At 35.8% G+C, this 15,415-nt stretch carries 17 protein-coding genes; 10 read left to right on the top strand and 7 right to left on the bottom strand.

Features of this window, described 5'->3' with window-relative positions; all coding sequences use genetic code 11:
• Position 1: 1 nt before the first annotated feature.
• The 5 genes from FG27_RS03200 to FG27_RS03180 form a co-directional block, all read right to left on the bottom strand.
• The gene (locus FG27_RS03200) at positions 2-754 is read right to left on the bottom strand and encodes a DUF6733 family protein (RefSeq protein ID WP_037315435.1); all 753 of its coding nucleotides are present in this window, start codon (positions 752-754) and stop codon (positions 2-4) included.
• Positions 755-820: 66 nt separating this feature from the next.
• The gene (locus FG27_RS03195) at positions 821-2,062 is read right to left on the bottom strand and encodes an ammonium transporter (RefSeq protein WP_037315432.1); all 1,242 of its coding nucleotides are present in this window, start codon (positions 2,060-2,062) and stop codon (positions 821-823) included.
• A gap of 30 nt (positions 2,063-2,092) precedes the next feature.
• On the bottom strand, positions 2,093-2,431 hold the full coding sequence (locus FG27_RS03190; protein WP_037315429.1) for a P-II family nitrogen regulator: 339 nt from the start codon (positions 2,429-2,431) through the stop codon (positions 2,093-2,095).
• 169 nt (positions 2,432-2,600) lie between these two features.
• Positions 2,601-2,975, bottom strand: coding sequence for a fluoride efflux transporter CrcB (crcB, locus tag FG27_RS03185; protein WP_037315426.1), 375 nt, complete (start codon positions 2,973-2,975; stop codon positions 2,601-2,603).
• A 5-nt stretch (positions 2,976-2,980) separates the two neighbouring features.
• Positions 2,981-4,012: a GyrI-like domain-containing protein gene (locus tag FG27_RS03180; protein ID WP_037315423.1), complete on the bottom strand. Its 1,032-nt coding sequence runs from the start codon at positions 4,010-4,012 to the stop codon at positions 2,981-2,983.
• 374 nt (positions 4,013-4,386) lie between these two features.
• Between FG27_RS03180 and FG27_RS03170 the strand changes: the two genes are divergently transcribed.
• Positions 4,387-4,776 carry a nucleoside triphosphate pyrophosphohydrolase family protein gene (locus tag FG27_RS03170; RefSeq protein WP_037315418.1) on the top strand — a complete coding sequence of 130 codons (390 nt, stop codon included), beginning with the start codon at positions 4,387-4,389 and terminating at the stop codon, positions 4,774-4,776.
• 119 nt (positions 4,777-4,895) lie between these two features.
• On the opposite strand, the gene FG27_RS03165 is transcribed toward FG27_RS03170, so the two are convergent.
• Positions 4,896-5,963 carry a branched-chain amino acid aminotransferase gene (locus tag FG27_RS03165; protein WP_037315415.1) on the bottom strand — a complete coding sequence of 356 codons (1,068 nt, stop codon included), beginning with the start codon at positions 5,961-5,963 and terminating at the stop codon, positions 4,896-4,898.
• Positions 5,964-6,066: 103 nt separating this feature from the next.
• Here FG27_RS03165 and FG27_RS03160 point away from each other — a divergent pair, with 103 nt between their 5' ends.
• From FG27_RS03160 to FG27_RS03150, 3 genes are all read left to right on the top strand, one after another.
• A complete protein-coding gene (locus tag FG27_RS03160; protein ID WP_037315412.1) occupies positions 6,067-6,573 on the top strand; it encodes a DUF4920 domain-containing protein in 507 nt (168 codons plus the stop codon).
• A gap of 1 nt (position 6,574) precedes the next feature.
• Entirely contained in the window at positions 6,575-7,249 is a 675-nt protein-coding gene (gene mnmD / locus FG27_RS03155) for a tRNA (5-methylaminomethyl-2-thiouridine)(34)-methyltransferase MnmD (protein ID WP_037315409.1), read from the top strand.
• Between the two features lie 70 nt (positions 7,250-7,319).
• Positions 7,320-8,222, top strand: coding sequence for a TIGR01777 family oxidoreductase (locus tag FG27_RS03150; RefSeq protein ID WP_037315407.1), 903 nt, complete (start codon positions 7,320-7,322; stop codon positions 8,220-8,222).
• A 79-nt stretch (positions 8,223-8,301) separates the two neighbouring features.
• On the opposite strand, the gene FG27_RS03145 is transcribed toward FG27_RS03150, so the two are convergent.
• Positions 8,302-8,970, bottom strand: a complete 669-nt coding sequence (locus FG27_RS03145) for a YceI family protein (RefSeq protein ID WP_037315404.1) — start codon at positions 8,968-8,970, stop codon at positions 8,302-8,304.
• Positions 8,971-9,305: 335 nt separating this feature from the next.
• On the opposite strand from FG27_RS03145, the gene FG27_RS03140 reads away from it, so the two are divergent.
• The 6 genes from FG27_RS03140 to FG27_RS03115 all read left to right on the top strand — a co-directional run bounded on the left by FG27_RS03140 (position 9,306) and on the right by FG27_RS03115 (position 15,414).
• Positions 9,306-9,899, top strand: a complete 594-nt coding sequence (locus FG27_RS03140; RefSeq protein ID WP_037315401.1) for a nucleotide exchange factor GrpE — start codon at positions 9,306-9,308, stop codon at positions 9,897-9,899.
• Positions 9,900-9,928: 29 nt separating this feature from the next.
• Positions 9,929-11,059 (top strand): molecular chaperone DnaJ, encoded by a 1,131-nt coding sequence (dnaJ, locus tag FG27_RS03135; protein ID WP_037315398.1) that lies wholly within the window; start codon positions 9,929-9,931, stop codon positions 11,057-11,059.
• A 301-nt stretch (positions 11,060-11,360) separates the two neighbouring features.
• The gene (locus FG27_RS03130; protein WP_037315395.1) at positions 11,361-12,290 is read left to right on the top strand and encodes an ABC transporter ATP-binding protein; all 930 of its coding nucleotides are present in this window, start codon (positions 11,361-11,363) and stop codon (positions 12,288-12,290) included.
• On the top strand, positions 12,283-13,575 hold the full coding sequence (locus FG27_RS03125) for an ABC transporter permease (RefSeq protein ID WP_037315392.1): 1,293 nt from the start codon (positions 12,283-12,285) through the stop codon (positions 13,573-13,575). Before FG27_RS03130 ends, FG27_RS03125 begins: the two co-directional genes overlap by 8 nt.
• Positions 13,576-13,577: 2 nt before the next feature.
• Positions 13,578-14,513, top strand: a complete 936-nt coding sequence (locus FG27_RS03120; RefSeq protein ID WP_037315389.1) for a mechanosensitive ion channel family protein — start codon at positions 13,578-13,580, stop codon at positions 14,511-14,513.
• Positions 14,506-15,414 carry a DUF6268 family outer membrane beta-barrel protein gene (locus FG27_RS03115; protein WP_037315386.1) on the top strand — a complete coding sequence of 303 codons (909 nt, stop codon included), beginning with the start codon at positions 14,506-14,508 and terminating at the stop codon, positions 15,412-15,414. The genes FG27_RS03120 and FG27_RS03115 overlap by 8 nt, the downstream gene beginning before the upstream one ends.
• The last annotated feature ends 1 nt before the right edge of the window (position 15,415 follow it).

Genomic DNA, 15,415 nt, shown 5'->3' with positions numbered 1-15,415 from the left:
GTTATAGTGTAATAAAGAAGCTTAATTTATAAAAATCATTAGGTGCAGAGCGATCATCTTCATCAGCTAAATTACTTCCGAAAGAAAAGCGCATACCCGCATTTCCCTTTTGAAATTGAAGGTAGGGACCTAACCAAACATAATAATCTGCACGGTCTACATTTCCGCCACCATTAACATTTCCTCCGTCCAGAAAAAGTTCTTCAAAATGGCCTCCAAAAGAGAAAAAATCAGAAGCTTTGTACCCAAGGTTTGCCCAGTAGTGAACATAGTTTAAGGTTGATTCACCTGCAAGTTCAGTTCCGTCTCTTAGGGATGCGTAATAACCAAAATAGAATTGTCCTTCAAGATACTCTGAATCATAGTTTACAGTAAGATTGGGTACAATTCCATCGCCAATTATTCCACGTTGATCACCTGCTCCACTGGAAAGTAAATTACCCATAGTAAAACCTAGCTGTGGGTTAATATCAAAATTTCCTAAGCTTCGGTTATAACCAATACCAAACTCAGTCCATTGACCCCAAGCTGATCCGGTTCCGGCGCCCCATTGTATTCCGTAAGCGGTAAAGGCATCGGTTTCGCTAAATTGATAAGACAAACTCATCATAGGATTAAAACCAAAAAAGGCATCGTGATTAAGACTTAAACTTGCTCCAATTTTGTCAATTGTTTCATCTTGTTGTGCCGTTGAATTTTGACTCCATAAAAGAGCGCCAAAGAATAAAACCAGAATTGTTTGTTTTTTTAACATGTTGAAATTTTTAAGTTGTTAGATAAATTTAATTTTGTGTGGTTTTGTAATTTGGTTTAATTATAACTATCGGTCGTTTGCCGTGCCAAATTCAGCATAGGCATCCATTCCGTGTTCGTGAACATCAAGGCCTTCAGTTTCTTCTCTTTCTTCCATTCGTAATCCCATGGTGGATTTGATGATTTTTAATAGAATAAATGCCGAAGTACAACAGAAAGCTCCTACAATTCCAATTCCTGCTAATTGGGATAAGAATTGATCAAAACCGGCCAGGCTTCCAAAGATGCCAACCGCCATGGTGCCCCATATTCCGCAGGCAAGGTGTACAGCTACGGCACCAACTGGGTCATCTAGTTTAATTCTGTCAATTAGTGAAACGCCAAAGACAATAACGCCTCCTGCAACGAGGCCAATTAGAACGGCATCTAAAGGGCTCATAAGGTCGGCTCCAGCAGTAATACCAACCAGGCCGCCTAAAATTCCGTTAAGAAACATGGTAAGGTCATAATTCTTATAAGCTATAGTACTCACTAAAAATGCTGATATCCCTCCAGCTGCCGCCGCAAGACAGGTAGTGACCAGAGTTATGGAAGTTAAAGCTGGATCGGCAGAAAGGACAGAACCTCCATTAAAACCAAACCATCCTAACCATAGTATAAAGACCCCTGCAGTGGCCAAAGGTATATTGTGCCCGGGGATGGCGTGAGACTGCCCGTCTTTGCCAAATTTCCCTAATCGAGCTCCTAATAAATAAATAGCTATAAGTGCAGCCCAACCGCCTACCGAATGTACAAGGGTAGAACCTGCAAAATCATAAAAGCCAAGTTCATCTAAGAATCCGCCCCCCCATTTCCAGGATCCTACAATAGGGTAAACCAGCGTAATATAAATCACAGAGAAAAGCATAAAACTTCCCAGCTTAATTCTTTCAGCTACCGCCCCGGAAACAATAGTTGCAGCGGTTGCAGCAAACATTCCCTGGAATAAAAAATCAGTCCAATAGGTATAACCTTGATTATAGTCTAAGTCTAAAGAGCCATCTGCCAGGGGAGCTTCTAAACCAAATAAACCAAAGAAATAATCTGGGATAACCCCGGCATAAAAAGAATCTGGATACATCAGGTTAAAACCTAATAGGCTATAAAACAATAAACCTGCACAGATTATAAATACATTTTTAAAAAGGATATTAATTGCATTTTTTTGGCGTGTTAAACCAACTTCAAGCAGTGAGAAACCCAGGTGCATAAAAAATACCAGGGCAGTACACACCATCATCCAAACATTGTTAGTTGTAAGTAATTCCATAAAAGTAATTTTCTAATTGCGTTGAATTTCTTAGGAAAGTGAGTCTTTTCCTTTTTCTTTTGTTCTTATACGATAAGCTTCCTCTACCGGTGATACAAAGACTTTTCCATCTCCTACAGAACCAGTATGGGCGGCTTTTAAAATAGTTTCTACCGTGCTATCTACATTCTCATCTGAAACTACCAATGAAATTTTACGTCTTTGAATATCGCTAGTGCTGTAAGACACGCCTCTATAAACGTGGCCTTGTTTCTCATTACCTACTCCGGTAACATCCCAATAGCTAAAAAAATTGACTTCAGTTTCGTGCAGTGCTTTCTTAACTTCATCGAACCTGGATTTTCTAATTACTGCTTCTATTTTCTTCATAAAAATTTAACTTTTACTGGATATAAAAGTATAAAAATATCATAACACCTATATAAAAATAGGGTGTATGACTAAATTAATATGAATAAATAAAAACACCCCCTAAAAAATTAGGGGGTGATTAAAATTATGGGTAAGTTTTGTTTTGTTTGTAATTTTTGAAGCTCACTTAGGTTAATTTGGAGAGAAAAAGACCTAAAAAAACAGCCAAAATTCCTAGAATTATGCTTCCAAAAGCATAAAAAAAGAAATTTAAGTAATCTCCAGAACGTAAAAGTGCCTGGTTTTCAAAAGCGAAACTGGAAAATGTCGTAAAGCCACCACAAAATCCAACAGCGAATAATAAAACGGTATTTGAATTAAATATTTCAGTGCGGGCGGCAATGCCAAGAATGAAACCGAGAAGTAAACTGCCAAGAATGTTTACAGTAAAGGTTCCAAAAGGTATTAATACATTCTCAAAATTTAAATTTTTACTCACCAAGTAGCGTAAAACACTCCCAAGTCCACCACCAATAAAAACCAATATAAGCTGTTTAAGCATAAGCCTTATTTTACCGGGATATAAAGATGGGTAATCCATTTTGCAGGATTTGCAACTTTTTCTGGAGAAGTGAGATGAACTTCAAAAGTTTTAGCGTCTTCTGCAATTTCAAGATTGTTTTCTTTAGTATAGTTGTACGCCGTGGCCCAGGCCTCCTTTAAATTCTTGTAGTCACCTTTTAAAGTAGTTTTTAAAACTTTTTGGTTCGGCATAAAACCGTTCAATATTTCACTGGCATTTGGTGTAATTACTTCGCTTGGGGTAAAGATACCTGCAGAAAAAATAGCGGTACCAGATTCTTCATTCAAATCATTATATAAAACAAAAGGATTTCCGCTCTTTTCAATATCGTTTTCCTCCATATAAGAAGAAACTTCCTGAATCATGGAAACCATTTTTTCATCTACCTGGCTTATTTTACTGGCTGTGGTGGTGTACATAAAATAACCGCCTCCGTGCTGAATTATTCCGTCTATATTTATAGCGTATTTATCCATTTTATTTAAAACAACGCTTTCCATATTATTAAGTCCTTTTTGAAACATTGGGCGCATCATTTCGCTAATGCTTTCGTCCTGAAAAGTAAAAGCCAGTTTTTCCATAAAACTTTGGTGGCCTTTTATACCCCAGGTTACTTCGGTGCCATTCTCAATTTCATTAAATTTCCAATATCCCTGGCTGGTAGATTCTCCAAAGGAAGTTTTAAAAGTGATTTCCTGTTCTATTTCAGAGTAAGGTTTGACTGCAATGGTTCTTATCTCACCATCACCAGCGCTTTCACTTTTCCAGGAATAAGAAGCACTATCTCCGCTAGTTTTTGCGCCATATTCAATGATCATATCATCGGCTTCAGCTGACCAGGGTTCCCAGTTTTCCCAATTCTTATATTCATTAACTTCCTGAAACACCATTTCTACAGGAGCTGTAATTACTTTGGTTTCTTCAACCTGGTAATCACCATCTTTCGTAGCGATATAAATGGAACCCGCAATTATTAGGATAAGTAAGAGAAAGAAAAAGTATTTTAATATTTTCATATTGGTAGCTTTATAAGCGAAGATAATAATTTAACATTACTCAATTACTGAGTTATTTTAAGCTTGATAGCTTCTATTCTTTTATTTAATTTTCCATTGATCTTTTAAAAAATTAATTATCTATGGATTCAAAAAGCCTTTTAGTACAAACAATAGGGCGATAAAAGCAATAAACACAACTAATACCCAAATACTTCCTTTATATTGTTTTTTATGTAAGCGCCTGTCTTTTTTATAGCTGAAAGAAATAATTATAATAAACGTTACTAAAAATAAACCTGCAAAAACAAGTTGGCCGGTACTAAACATTTTATATATTTTTAGGCAAAGTTAAGGTTTTAAGCTTAACAGGTTATTCATTAAAATGGTTTAGCATGAAAAAAAGATTAGCTGCGGTAAAAGAGTTTCATAAAACTTTTAAACTGGGAATAGGAGAAAAACCAATTCCTTCACTTGGTTTAGAGAAAAACCGATTACGTTACGAACTAATGAAAGAAGAAAATGAAGAATATCTTCTAGCGGCCAACAATGGGGATCTCACAGAAGTTGCCGATGCCCTGGGCGATATGCTCTACGTTTTATGCGGAACTATTATTGAACACGGCCTTGAAAATAAAATCGAAGCTGTTTTTGAAGAAATTCAATATAGTAATATGAGTAAGCTTAATGAAAACGGGGAACCAATTTACAATGAAAATGGGAAAGTGATTAAAGGTCCAAATTATTGCAGACCTAATATAGAAAGGGCTCTAAACAATGATTAAATAGAAAGAGGCTTTTTCAAAAGTTTTTAATTCGTCCTCTAGCCTTATATCAAAATTTTGAAATAAGTTTAGTACAACAAAATTACCTTTTAAAAGCCTCTTTCTATTCTTGAGAAATTTTATTTCACCTCATATCTCCAGCCGTGCTTGTCTTCGGCCTGGTTGTATTGGATTTTCATTAAGCGATCTTTAAAAGATTTTCCGTAAGAATCTTCCATTTTTGGCAGCTCAAACTTTTCACCTTTATATCCAAAACCTGCGATAGGATTAATAACCGTTGCGGTACCAGAGCCAAAGATCTCTTTAAGTTCACCCTTTTTGGCGGCTTCTACAATTTCAGAAACTTTTACTCGCCTAACTTCAGTTTCAATATTAAGATCTTTTGCAAGATCTAGAACGCTTTTTCGCGTCACTCCATCCAAAATTCTATCGCTGGTTGGGGCTGTAATAAGTTTATCTCCAACTCTAAAGAAAATATTCATCGTTCCGGCTTCTTCCAAAAATTCATGGGTATTAGCATCAGTCCATATTATTTGCTGAAAGCCAGCTTCTTTTGCAAGATTGGTAGGGTAGAATTGTGCTGCATAATTTCCTGCTGCTTTGGCAGCTCCTACGCCACCATCGGCAGCGCGGCTGTATTTTTCTGAAAATTGTACCCTTACTTCACCGCTGTAATAAGCCTGGGCGGGAGAGCAAATAATCATGAATTTATATTTTGTAGCGGGATTGGCCGAAACGCATTCTTCAGTAGCTATTACAAAAGGTCTAATATAAAGCGAGTTTCCAAAGCCTTTTTTAATCCAATCTTTTTCAATTTTTAATAATTCTTCAAGTCCATTAAAGAAAAATTCTTCTGGAAACTCTGGTATAGCAAGCCTTGCACTAGATTTATTAATACGTTTGTAATTTTCATCTGGTCTAAAAAGCCAAATCTTTTCATTTTCATCTTTATAGGCTTTCATTCCTTCAAAAACGGCCTGTCCATAATGAAACACTTTGGCTGAAGGATCCAGTTGAATAGGTCCATAAGGCTTAATTTTAGGATTTTGCCATTGGCCATTTTCATAATCACACATAAACATATGATCTGTGAAAACTTCTCCAAAAACCAGATTGTCAAAATTTACTTCTTCAATCTTAGATTTTTGGACTTTGGTAATTTCGAGCTGGTCAGTATCGTATTTCATTATCATTAATTTAGTTAACAAATTTACCTAAATTAAAACAGAATCAAAATCTAAAGTTTTGGTAAATTTGTTTGCTTTCAAAGTTTTAACTTAAAATAAGAAAATGAGAAAAATAGCGTCTTTATTAGCCCTGGCGGTAATTTTTATTGCCTGTAAAAATGAAAAATCTAATGATAAGCCTGAAATTATAGCTGAAAATAATTCTGCTGAATACATTTCTTTTGGGGAGAAGATTTCAGTAGAGAATACTTTGACCGCGGCGGAAGCTCTGGAAAGATTCAATTCGCTATCCCCCGGTGATACCTTAGAATTAAAATTTAGCTCCACTATAAACAGCGTTTGTAAAATGAAAGGATGTTGGATGATTTTAGAACTTCCGGGGGAAGATGATGTGCGTGTAACTTTCAAGGACTACGGATTTTTTGTTCCGAAAGACAGTGAAAATACAGAGGTTATCGTTGAAGGAAAGGCTTTTTTAAATGAAATGAGCGTGGAAGATCAAAAGCATTATGCCGAAGATGAAGGGAGATCTGAAGCTGAAATCTCTGCAATTACTTCGCCTGAAATTTCTAAGGCATTTATAGCGAATGCAGTACTTTTAAAAGAATAATTTGGAACGAAAGATCATTAAAACAGGGGATGGATCGGTCACTATTCATTTAAGCGAATGGGATGAGCAATACCATTCTAAACATGGTGCGATACAGGAAGCACAACACGTTTTTATAAAAATGGGGCTAGAAAATTGGTTAGCAAACAACAACCAAAAAGAACTTACAGTCCTAGAAATAGGCTTTGGTACGGGGCTCAATGCATTCATCGCATTTTTAGAAGCTAAAAAACTTCAGCTTAAAATTGATTATACCGGGGTAGAAGCATACCCGGTTTCAGAAGATGAAATTAAAGAACTGAATTACACCAAAATGCTTTCCGCAGAAAAGGAAGTTGATTCTTTTCAAAAAATGCATTCCATTCCATGGAATAGTCCACATATAATTTCTGAAAATTTTCAGCTTGAAAAACAACAAAAACGTTTTGAAGAAATTGAGGACCTTAATAAATATGATTTAGTGTTTTTTGATGCTTTTGGCGCTAGAGTGCAACCCGAACTTTGGACAGAAGAAATCTTTCTGAAAATGTTTTCGGCGATGAAAAAAAAGGCGGTTTTGGTAACGTATTCTGCAAAAGGGAGTGTAAGAAGAGCTATACAAACTGCAGGTTTTATCGTTGAAAGGCTTCCCGGCCCTCCAGGTAAGCGGGAAATGTTAAGGGCATTAAAAAAGTAGCCGGTTTTGCTGTTAAATCAGTAATAATTTTTAGCTGAGGTTTAGACATGTTGCTATCTTGTAAAGAAAAATGCGTGTATTAATTACAGGAGCTACCGGTTTAATAGGATCTAAGATCAGTCGGTCATGTCGCGATAAAGGGATAGAAGTTCATTACCTAACTACCAGTAAAGATAAGCTTGAGAATAAGCCAGATTACAAAGGTTTTTACTGGAATCCCAATGAAAATGAAATTGACAGCAAAGCAATAGAAGGTGTTGATGCGATTATAAATCTTGTTGGAGCCAGTATTGCTGAAAGATGGACCCCGGAACAAAAGGAAAAAATTCTGAAAAGTCGCACCGAAACTGCGAGTTTACTCTATAAATGTTTACAGGAAAATGAACACCAGATAAAACAGGTGGTTTCAGCCAGTGCCATTGGTGTGTATCCTAGTTCGCTCGAAAAATTATATACTGAAGAAGATCAGGGAGTAGATGATTCTTTTGTAGGTGAAGTAGTTGTAAAATGGGAGGAAGCAGTAGACAATTTTAAAGACCTTGGAATAGAAGTCGCAAAAATAAGAATAGGACTTGTCCTTGCCGAAAATGGAGGAATGTTGGAAAAGCTTAAAGAACCTGTAAACTTTAATGTAGGTTCGCCACTTGGTAATGGAAAGCAATGGCAATCCTGGATTCATATTGAGGATATAACGGGTATCTTTATGTATGCCCTGGAAAATAAACTCACTGGAGTTTATAATGCCGTAGCCCCAAACCCGGTAACTAATAAGGAAATGGTGAATGAAGTGGCTTCACAGCTGGGGAAACCCGTATGGCTGCCCAATGTACCTAAGGTGGCCCTAAAGTTGGTATTGGGAGAAATGGCACACATAGTATTATCAAGTCAATTGGTTAGTAGCGATAAGATAGAGCGGGAAGGATATTCATTTAATTATGTAAACCTTACCAAAGCACTTGAAGATTTGATTTAAATATTCATAAATATTATTTCATAAAAAAAGGCTGCTAAAATAATTTAGCAGCCTTTTAATTTTACGTTTATGAATAATCTTAAGCTTTAGTAGCTTTTAGATTAATCTTTAAAGTGATATCGTCACTTACAAAGTTATCACCAAGTCCGTCAAAAACAGATTTAGAACCAAAATTCACATTCCAGTTAGTTCTGTCTATGCTAAATTCTTCACTAGTAATTTCAATGCTGTCTCCAGATTGATCTATAGTTACTGGGAAGCTAATATTCTTAGTTTCCTCCTTAATAGTAAGGTTACCAGATAACATTTTTTGTCCGTCTTTTTCAGTGATTTCAGTTACTTCAAATGTTGCTTCAGGGTATTTAGTAGCGTTAAAGAAATCTCCTTCTTTACCTTCTACAGTTCCCATTAAATGAGCTTCAAGATCTTTTTTATCATCTCCTTCAAGATCGGTAACCTCTATTGATTGCATGTCGATAACGAAATTTCCGCTTTCAATAATGCTATCATTAGCGCTAAAAGTACCTTCAGAAAGTCTAATTGTACCTGTATGCTCACCGGTTGGTTTGCTACCTTGCCACTCAATAGTAGAAGCAGAAGTATCTACCTTAAACTCCATAGCTTCTGCCTGTGCTGTTGCAGCATCCTTAGCTTCAGAAGTTTCTGCCTTATTTTTATCGTCTTTACATCCTACAACCGCCATTACTAAAGTTGCGATCACAAAAGTGCTTAAAATTGATTTTCTCATTTTTGTTAAAATTTAGTTTATTTAAGCCGCAAAATTACTCAATATATCAATATCCAATTGCTAATTTTTTATTAAATAATCATCATTTTTTGATATAACTTTTGAATTGAAAAAATATTGTAAAATATGGACCAAGTCTAAAGGTTTTTGAATACCAGGTTAAACCTTTACATGCATCCTTAATTTAAGGTATTTAGGATTGGCTATAACATGATTTCCTTTTGCAGAAAACTTGGTTTTTCTTCGTGAAGGATTTAACCGGTAATGACATTTTGACAATGAATCATTATTGGCAATGATTTTGACCCGTTGTGGCTATATTAAAATGAATAAAAATGAGCGAAAAAAGAAAAGATATAAAAGGAGACCAACAGGATCAGCCTGTTAAAGATCAGGTTGAAGACGTTATTGATGAAGCTATAGAAGAGGTTGAGAACGAAAATGGAGATGTAAAGGAGGAAGAGCAAAATGCTGAACTTACTGAAGAAGAAAAGCTAAAAGAAGAACTTCAAAAGGAAAAAGATAAATTTCTACGTCTTTTTGCCGAGTTTGAAAATTATAAGAGAAGAACCTCTAAAGAGCGTTTGGAACTATTTAAAACTGCCAATCAGGAGGTAATGACCGCCATGTTGCCAGTTTTGGATGATTTTGACAGAGCTTTAAATGAATTAAAGAAATCTGGTGATAAAAATTTAATTCAGGGTGTAGAACTTATACATAATAAATTTAAGGAAACGCTTAATAGTAAGGGCCTTCAGGCGATGAATGTGAAAGTAGGAGACGATTTTGACTCTGAAATCCACGAGGCCATTACTCAAATTCCTGCACCTAAAGATAAGCTTAAAGGCAAGATAGTTGATGTAGTAGAGCGTGGTTACAAGCTCGGGGAACGTATTATTAGATTTCCTAAAGTAGTAACCGGCAAATAAAAGCTTTTTAGAATCCGCAAAACGTGACTATGAAAGAAGATTATTATGACATTTTAGGCATAAGCAAAGGTGCCTCAACCGCAGAGGTTAAGAAAGCATATCGAAAAATGGCCATTAAGTACCACCCAGATAAAAATCCGGGTGATTCTGAAGCTGAAGAGAAATTTAAGAAATCTGCTGAAGCCTACGAAGTACTTAGCAATGAAGATAAGCGCGCCCGATACGACAGGTTTGGACACCAGGCCTTTGAAGGTGGCGGCGGTGGCGGCTTCGGCGGCGGCGGCATGAATATGGATGATATATTCAGCCAATTTGGAGACATCTTTGGTGGTGGTTTTAGCGGTGGTGGCGGCTTCTCTGGTTTTGGAGGAGGTTTTGGCGGTGGCCAAAGACGTGCTAAAGGAAGTAACCTAAGAATTAGGGTAAGTCTTACTTTAGAAGAAATTGCTAACGGTGCCGAGAAAAAAATTAAAGTAAAACGAAAAGTTCAGGCTTCTGGAACTACCTACAAAACCTGTACAACCTGTAAAGGTACAGGACAGGTAACAAGGGTAACCAATACTATTTTGGGAAGAATGCAAACTGCATCGCCTTGCACGGCTTGTATTGGTTCTGGCCAGATAATAGATAATAAACCGCCAGAGGCAGATGCCCATGGTTTGGTGCAGCAAGATGAAACCGTTTCTATTAAAATTCCTGCAGGGGTTGAAGATGGGATGCAGTTAAAAGTTTCTGGAAAAGGTAATGATGCTCCAGGAAATGGAATTCCCGGAGATTTGCTGGTAGCAATTGAAGAAAAAGAGCACCACAGCCTACAAAGAGAAGGTGATAACCTTCATTACGATCTCTATATTAGCTTGTCTGAAGCCGTTTTAGGCTCTTCAAGAGAAATAGACACAGTTACCGGAAAAGTTAGAATTAAGATTGAAGAAGGTGTTCAATCTGGAAAGATCCTTAGACTTAGAGGAAAAGGAATTGGTAACCTAAATGGTTACGGAAAAGGTGATCTATTAGTCCATGTAAATGTTTGGACTCCAAAAAATATTAGTAAAGAACAACGTGAATTCTTTGAAAGAATGGCTGATGACGACAACTTCCAGCCGAATCCTGAGAAGAGTGATAAATCGTTCTTTGAAAAAGTTAAAGATATGTTTTCTTAGAACCGCTGTTTTAAGAAAAAATTTATATATTTGATTATCACTAAGTCTTTTAGTGACAATTTTTCTTTTTCATAGCAATTTTTTTCCCATCCTTAATTTATTGAGGGTGGGTTTTGTTTTTTAGGACCTTTATGAAAAGTAAAATTTCTTCTTAATCCAAAACATCTATCAAGCTATTTCAATATATTTACTCGATAATCGAGATTTAATACAGCGAGGCGTGCCTCGAAATTAAAAATATTGTTTTCTATGAATACCTCGAGAGTTTGCTTCGAGGTAATTTCTTTTTACCAACCTATATATGGAAAATCTCTTAGTAGCAGAAAATATCTATAAGCAATTTGGCAATTTTACTGCACTAAATAATGTTACAATAGCTATTCCCCGTGAAAGTATTTTTGGCCTTTTAGGTCCTAATGGAGCTGGAAAAACAACATTACTTCGAATTATCAACCAAATCACCATGCCAGATAAAGGGCAGGTTTTTCTTGATGGTAAACCCTTGCATCCTGACGATGTTGCGCATATTGGTTACCTCCCGGAAGAACGTGGTCTTTATAAATCTATGAAAGTAGGTGAGCAAGCGCTTTACCTTGCGCGTTTAAAAGGGCTTACAAAAGCGGAAGCTAAGGAGCGCCTTGAATATTGGTTTAAAAAACTACAAATTGAAGGATGGTGGGATAAAAAGATACAGGAACTCTCTAAAGGGATGGCGCAAAAAGTACAGTTTATTATTACCGTTTTACATCGGCCAAAATTATTGATTTTTGATGAACCCTTCAGTGGGTTTGATCCTGTAAATGCTGGATTAATAAAGAATGAAATCCTTCAGCTTAAAGAGGAAGGCGCAACCATCCTATTTTCAACACATAGAATGGAAAGTGTTGAAGAATTATGCGATTATATGGCTTTAATACACGAGTCTAATAAATTATTGGATGGTAAAGTTTCAGAAATTAAAAGAGCATATAAATCTAATACCTATGAAGTAGGTCTTGAATCAGAAAATGATCTTGCTCTGTTGGCTGAATTAAAAGAGAAATTTATTATTGGTAAAACCAATTTTAAAAGTATAAACCACGATCTTAAATTAACTATTCAGCTAAAAGATGGGGAAACTCCAAATCAACTTTTAGATTATCTTATAGGTAGAGCCAGGATAAATCATTTTGTAGAAGTTATTCCTTCAGTAAACGATATTTTTATTAAAACCGTGACTCAAAATGCGTAATCTAAGGCTCATAATTCAGCGAGAATATTTAGCAAGGGTAAGGAATAAAACATTCATTATCATGACTTTTTTAAGTCCGTTAATTCTGGTAGGAATGTTCGCCCTTATTGCTTATTTAAGTATGCTTAACAGTAGTGAGCAACGAATTATAGGTTTGTATGATGAAACTGAAATGTTTTCTTCGGAATTTAAAGATGTGGAACAGGTTCAATATTTAGATCTTTCAGGAAAATCATTTGAAGAAGCTAAGAAAATGGTTAATGAGCAGGATTATTACGGTCTCATTTATATCCCTGAAAACTTAAGTAGAGACTTAAAAGGAGTTCAATTTTTTGGCAAAGAGTCACCGGGCCTGGGAACTGTTCAGGCTATCGAAAAAACAATTGCTGATAGGCTTACTCGCGAAGAACTTATTGAACGCGGTATTGATGTTAATGAGTTAAATGAGGCCAAAACTGAGGTGAAAATTGAGATTCAAAATTTTTCTGGTGAGCGTACCTCTAAAATGTCTAATTATATAAAAATGTTCTTTGGTGGTGCTGCAGGATATTTACTTATGATGTTTATTATCATTTATGGGAATATGGTCATGCGCAGTGTGATTGAAGAAAAAACAAATAGGATAATTGAGATAATAGTTTCTTCAGTAAAACCCATTACATTAATGATGGGGAAGGTTTTGGGCACCTCTTTAGCAGGGATTACACAATTTACAATTTGGGTATTATTAGCCGGAATTCTCGCTATGGTTTCGTTTTACGTGGTTGGCATAGATATCTTTACTGTTCAGAAATCTCAATTGGAAACTATGGAACAAATAGCTCAACCCGAAATCGCCCAATTACTAATGGATGTACTTAATTTGCCCATTTTAAGCCTGGTCATCTTTTTCTTAATTTATTTTATTGGAGGTTACTTTTTATATAGTGCAATTTATGCTGCAATAGGTGCAGCAGTAGACAGTGAAACTGATACACAACAATTCATGTTTCCGGTAATTCTGCCTTTAATGCTTGGAATTTATGTGGGCTTTTTCTCAGTCATTGAAAATCCCCACGGTAGTGTTTCTACCATATTTTCTATGATTCCGCTTACCTCACCCATAGTGATGCTTATGCGAATTCCCTTTGGAGTGCCGTGGTGGGAATTAGCTATTTCTATAACAATTTTGATTGTTACAAATTTTGGCGTTATTTGGATAGCAGCCAAGATTTACAGAGTGGGAATTCTTATGTATGGTAAAAAGGCCAGTTATAAAGAATTGTTCAAATGGCTTAAATATTAACTATGCAGGAACAGGAAACTTCAGGTGCTTCAGAAGCGATAAAGGAAGTGGTAGAAGAAGATATTTGGGGTAGCCTGATAGACTTCTGGAATCTTATTCTTTTTAAGTACGAAATTAGTGGTACGCCAATAGAAATTACGGTAGGTTTAATTTTACTGGTGGTTTTCGCTTTTGTTCTCACCAGTATTGTGCTTAGAGTAATTAGATCGTTTATTACTGGAAAACTGGCGCAGCAAGACAAGCATAAATTTATAAGCGTATTTAAGTTTATAAAGTACTTTGTTTATTTGGTGGTAATACTTATTACATTAAGCTCTGCCGGGATAAATATTACCATACTTTTAACAGCATCGGCTGCACTTTTTGTGGGTATAGGTTTAGCTTTACAAGAGCTCTTTCAGGATATTATTGGAGGGGTTTTTATCATTCTGGATAAATCCCTTTTAGTGGGAGACGTGATAGAGATGGAAGGTAGAGTTGGTCGTGTTTTTGAAATTAAGTTAAGGACTACCCGGGCCTTGACTAGGGATGATAAGGTTATGATTATTCCTAATCATAAGTTTATGAGCGATGTTATCTACAACTACACTCAAAACCATGCAACCACCCGTGAAGGAGTGCGAGTTGGTGTTTCTTATGGTAGTGATACTCAAAAAGTAAAAGAAGTTTTGATTAAATGTGCAAAAGAAAATAGTAATATCGTGGAAAGTCCTGAACCCTTCGTGCTTTTTGAGGATTTTGGAGATTCATCCCTGGTTTTTTCGCTACATTTTTATGTAACCGATAGTTTTGTAGACCCAAAAATAAAAAGCCAGCTTAGATTTAAAATAGATGAAGAATTTAGGAAAAATAATATCACCATTCCTTTCCCACAAAGGGATGTGCATTTTTACCCTACCAATAACAACCTAACTCAAAATTTATCTAAAGATGAATAAGACCTTTAAATTTATAGCTTTCCTGATGCTGGGAGTTGTAACTTTTCCGGCAATGGCTCAATCTACAGATTTAGCACGAATAGAATACACCTATTTTCCGCAGTCAGATTCCGATAATTCATTTAGAAGATTTCGAACCTTTGTAAATTTTCCTATTAAACTTAATGAAAATGACGCATATCTAATTCCGGGTGTGGAATATAGAAATGTGAATTTTAGATATAGAAATAATGAAGCCTTTTCTACCAATAATTTAGATAGGTTTCAATCTTTTACCGGTAAAATAGGCTATACCTTTAAAATGAATGATTTATGGCGTTTTGGGGCAGAGACAGGAGTGAAAGTGGCATCTAACTTCGCTACAGAGAAGTTGGTGAGAGACGATTTTATCTATACCGGCTCAGTGTTTTTTATAAAAATTAAAGAAGATGAACGCTATGTTGAACCCTGGCGACTAATTTTAGGATTAAGTTATACCACCACCACAGGGTTTCCATTTCCATTACCTGTTATAAATTACTATAAACGATTTGATGAAAAATGGTCTTACGGATTAGGAATTCCAAAAACTAATCTAAAATATCATTTAAACGATAGGCACCAGATACAGGGTTTTGTAACTTTAGACGGATTTTTCGCTAATGTTCAACAAAATTTTAATCCATATCCACAAACTAATCCTGGTTCAAACCGGCTTGCAGAAAGTATGTCTATGACAATTGTACTAAGTGGTCTTGGGTATCAGTACAACTTTACCGATCATATTTCATTTTATTCCTACGCCGGTTATACCATTTTAAATGACATTAGATTAAGAGATAAAGACAGGGAGAATATTTATATAATTGACGAAAACAATACATTCTACGCCCGCGCGGGTTTAAAATTTAGCATTTTATAAT

The sequence above is a fragment of the Salegentibacter sp. Hel_I_6 genome (genome assembly GCF_000745315.1).
Taxonomy (GTDB): Bacteria; Bacteroidota; Bacteroidia; order Flavobacteriales; family Flavobacteriaceae; genus Salegentibacter.
This window is presented reverse-complemented; position numbering and strand designations above follow the sequence as displayed.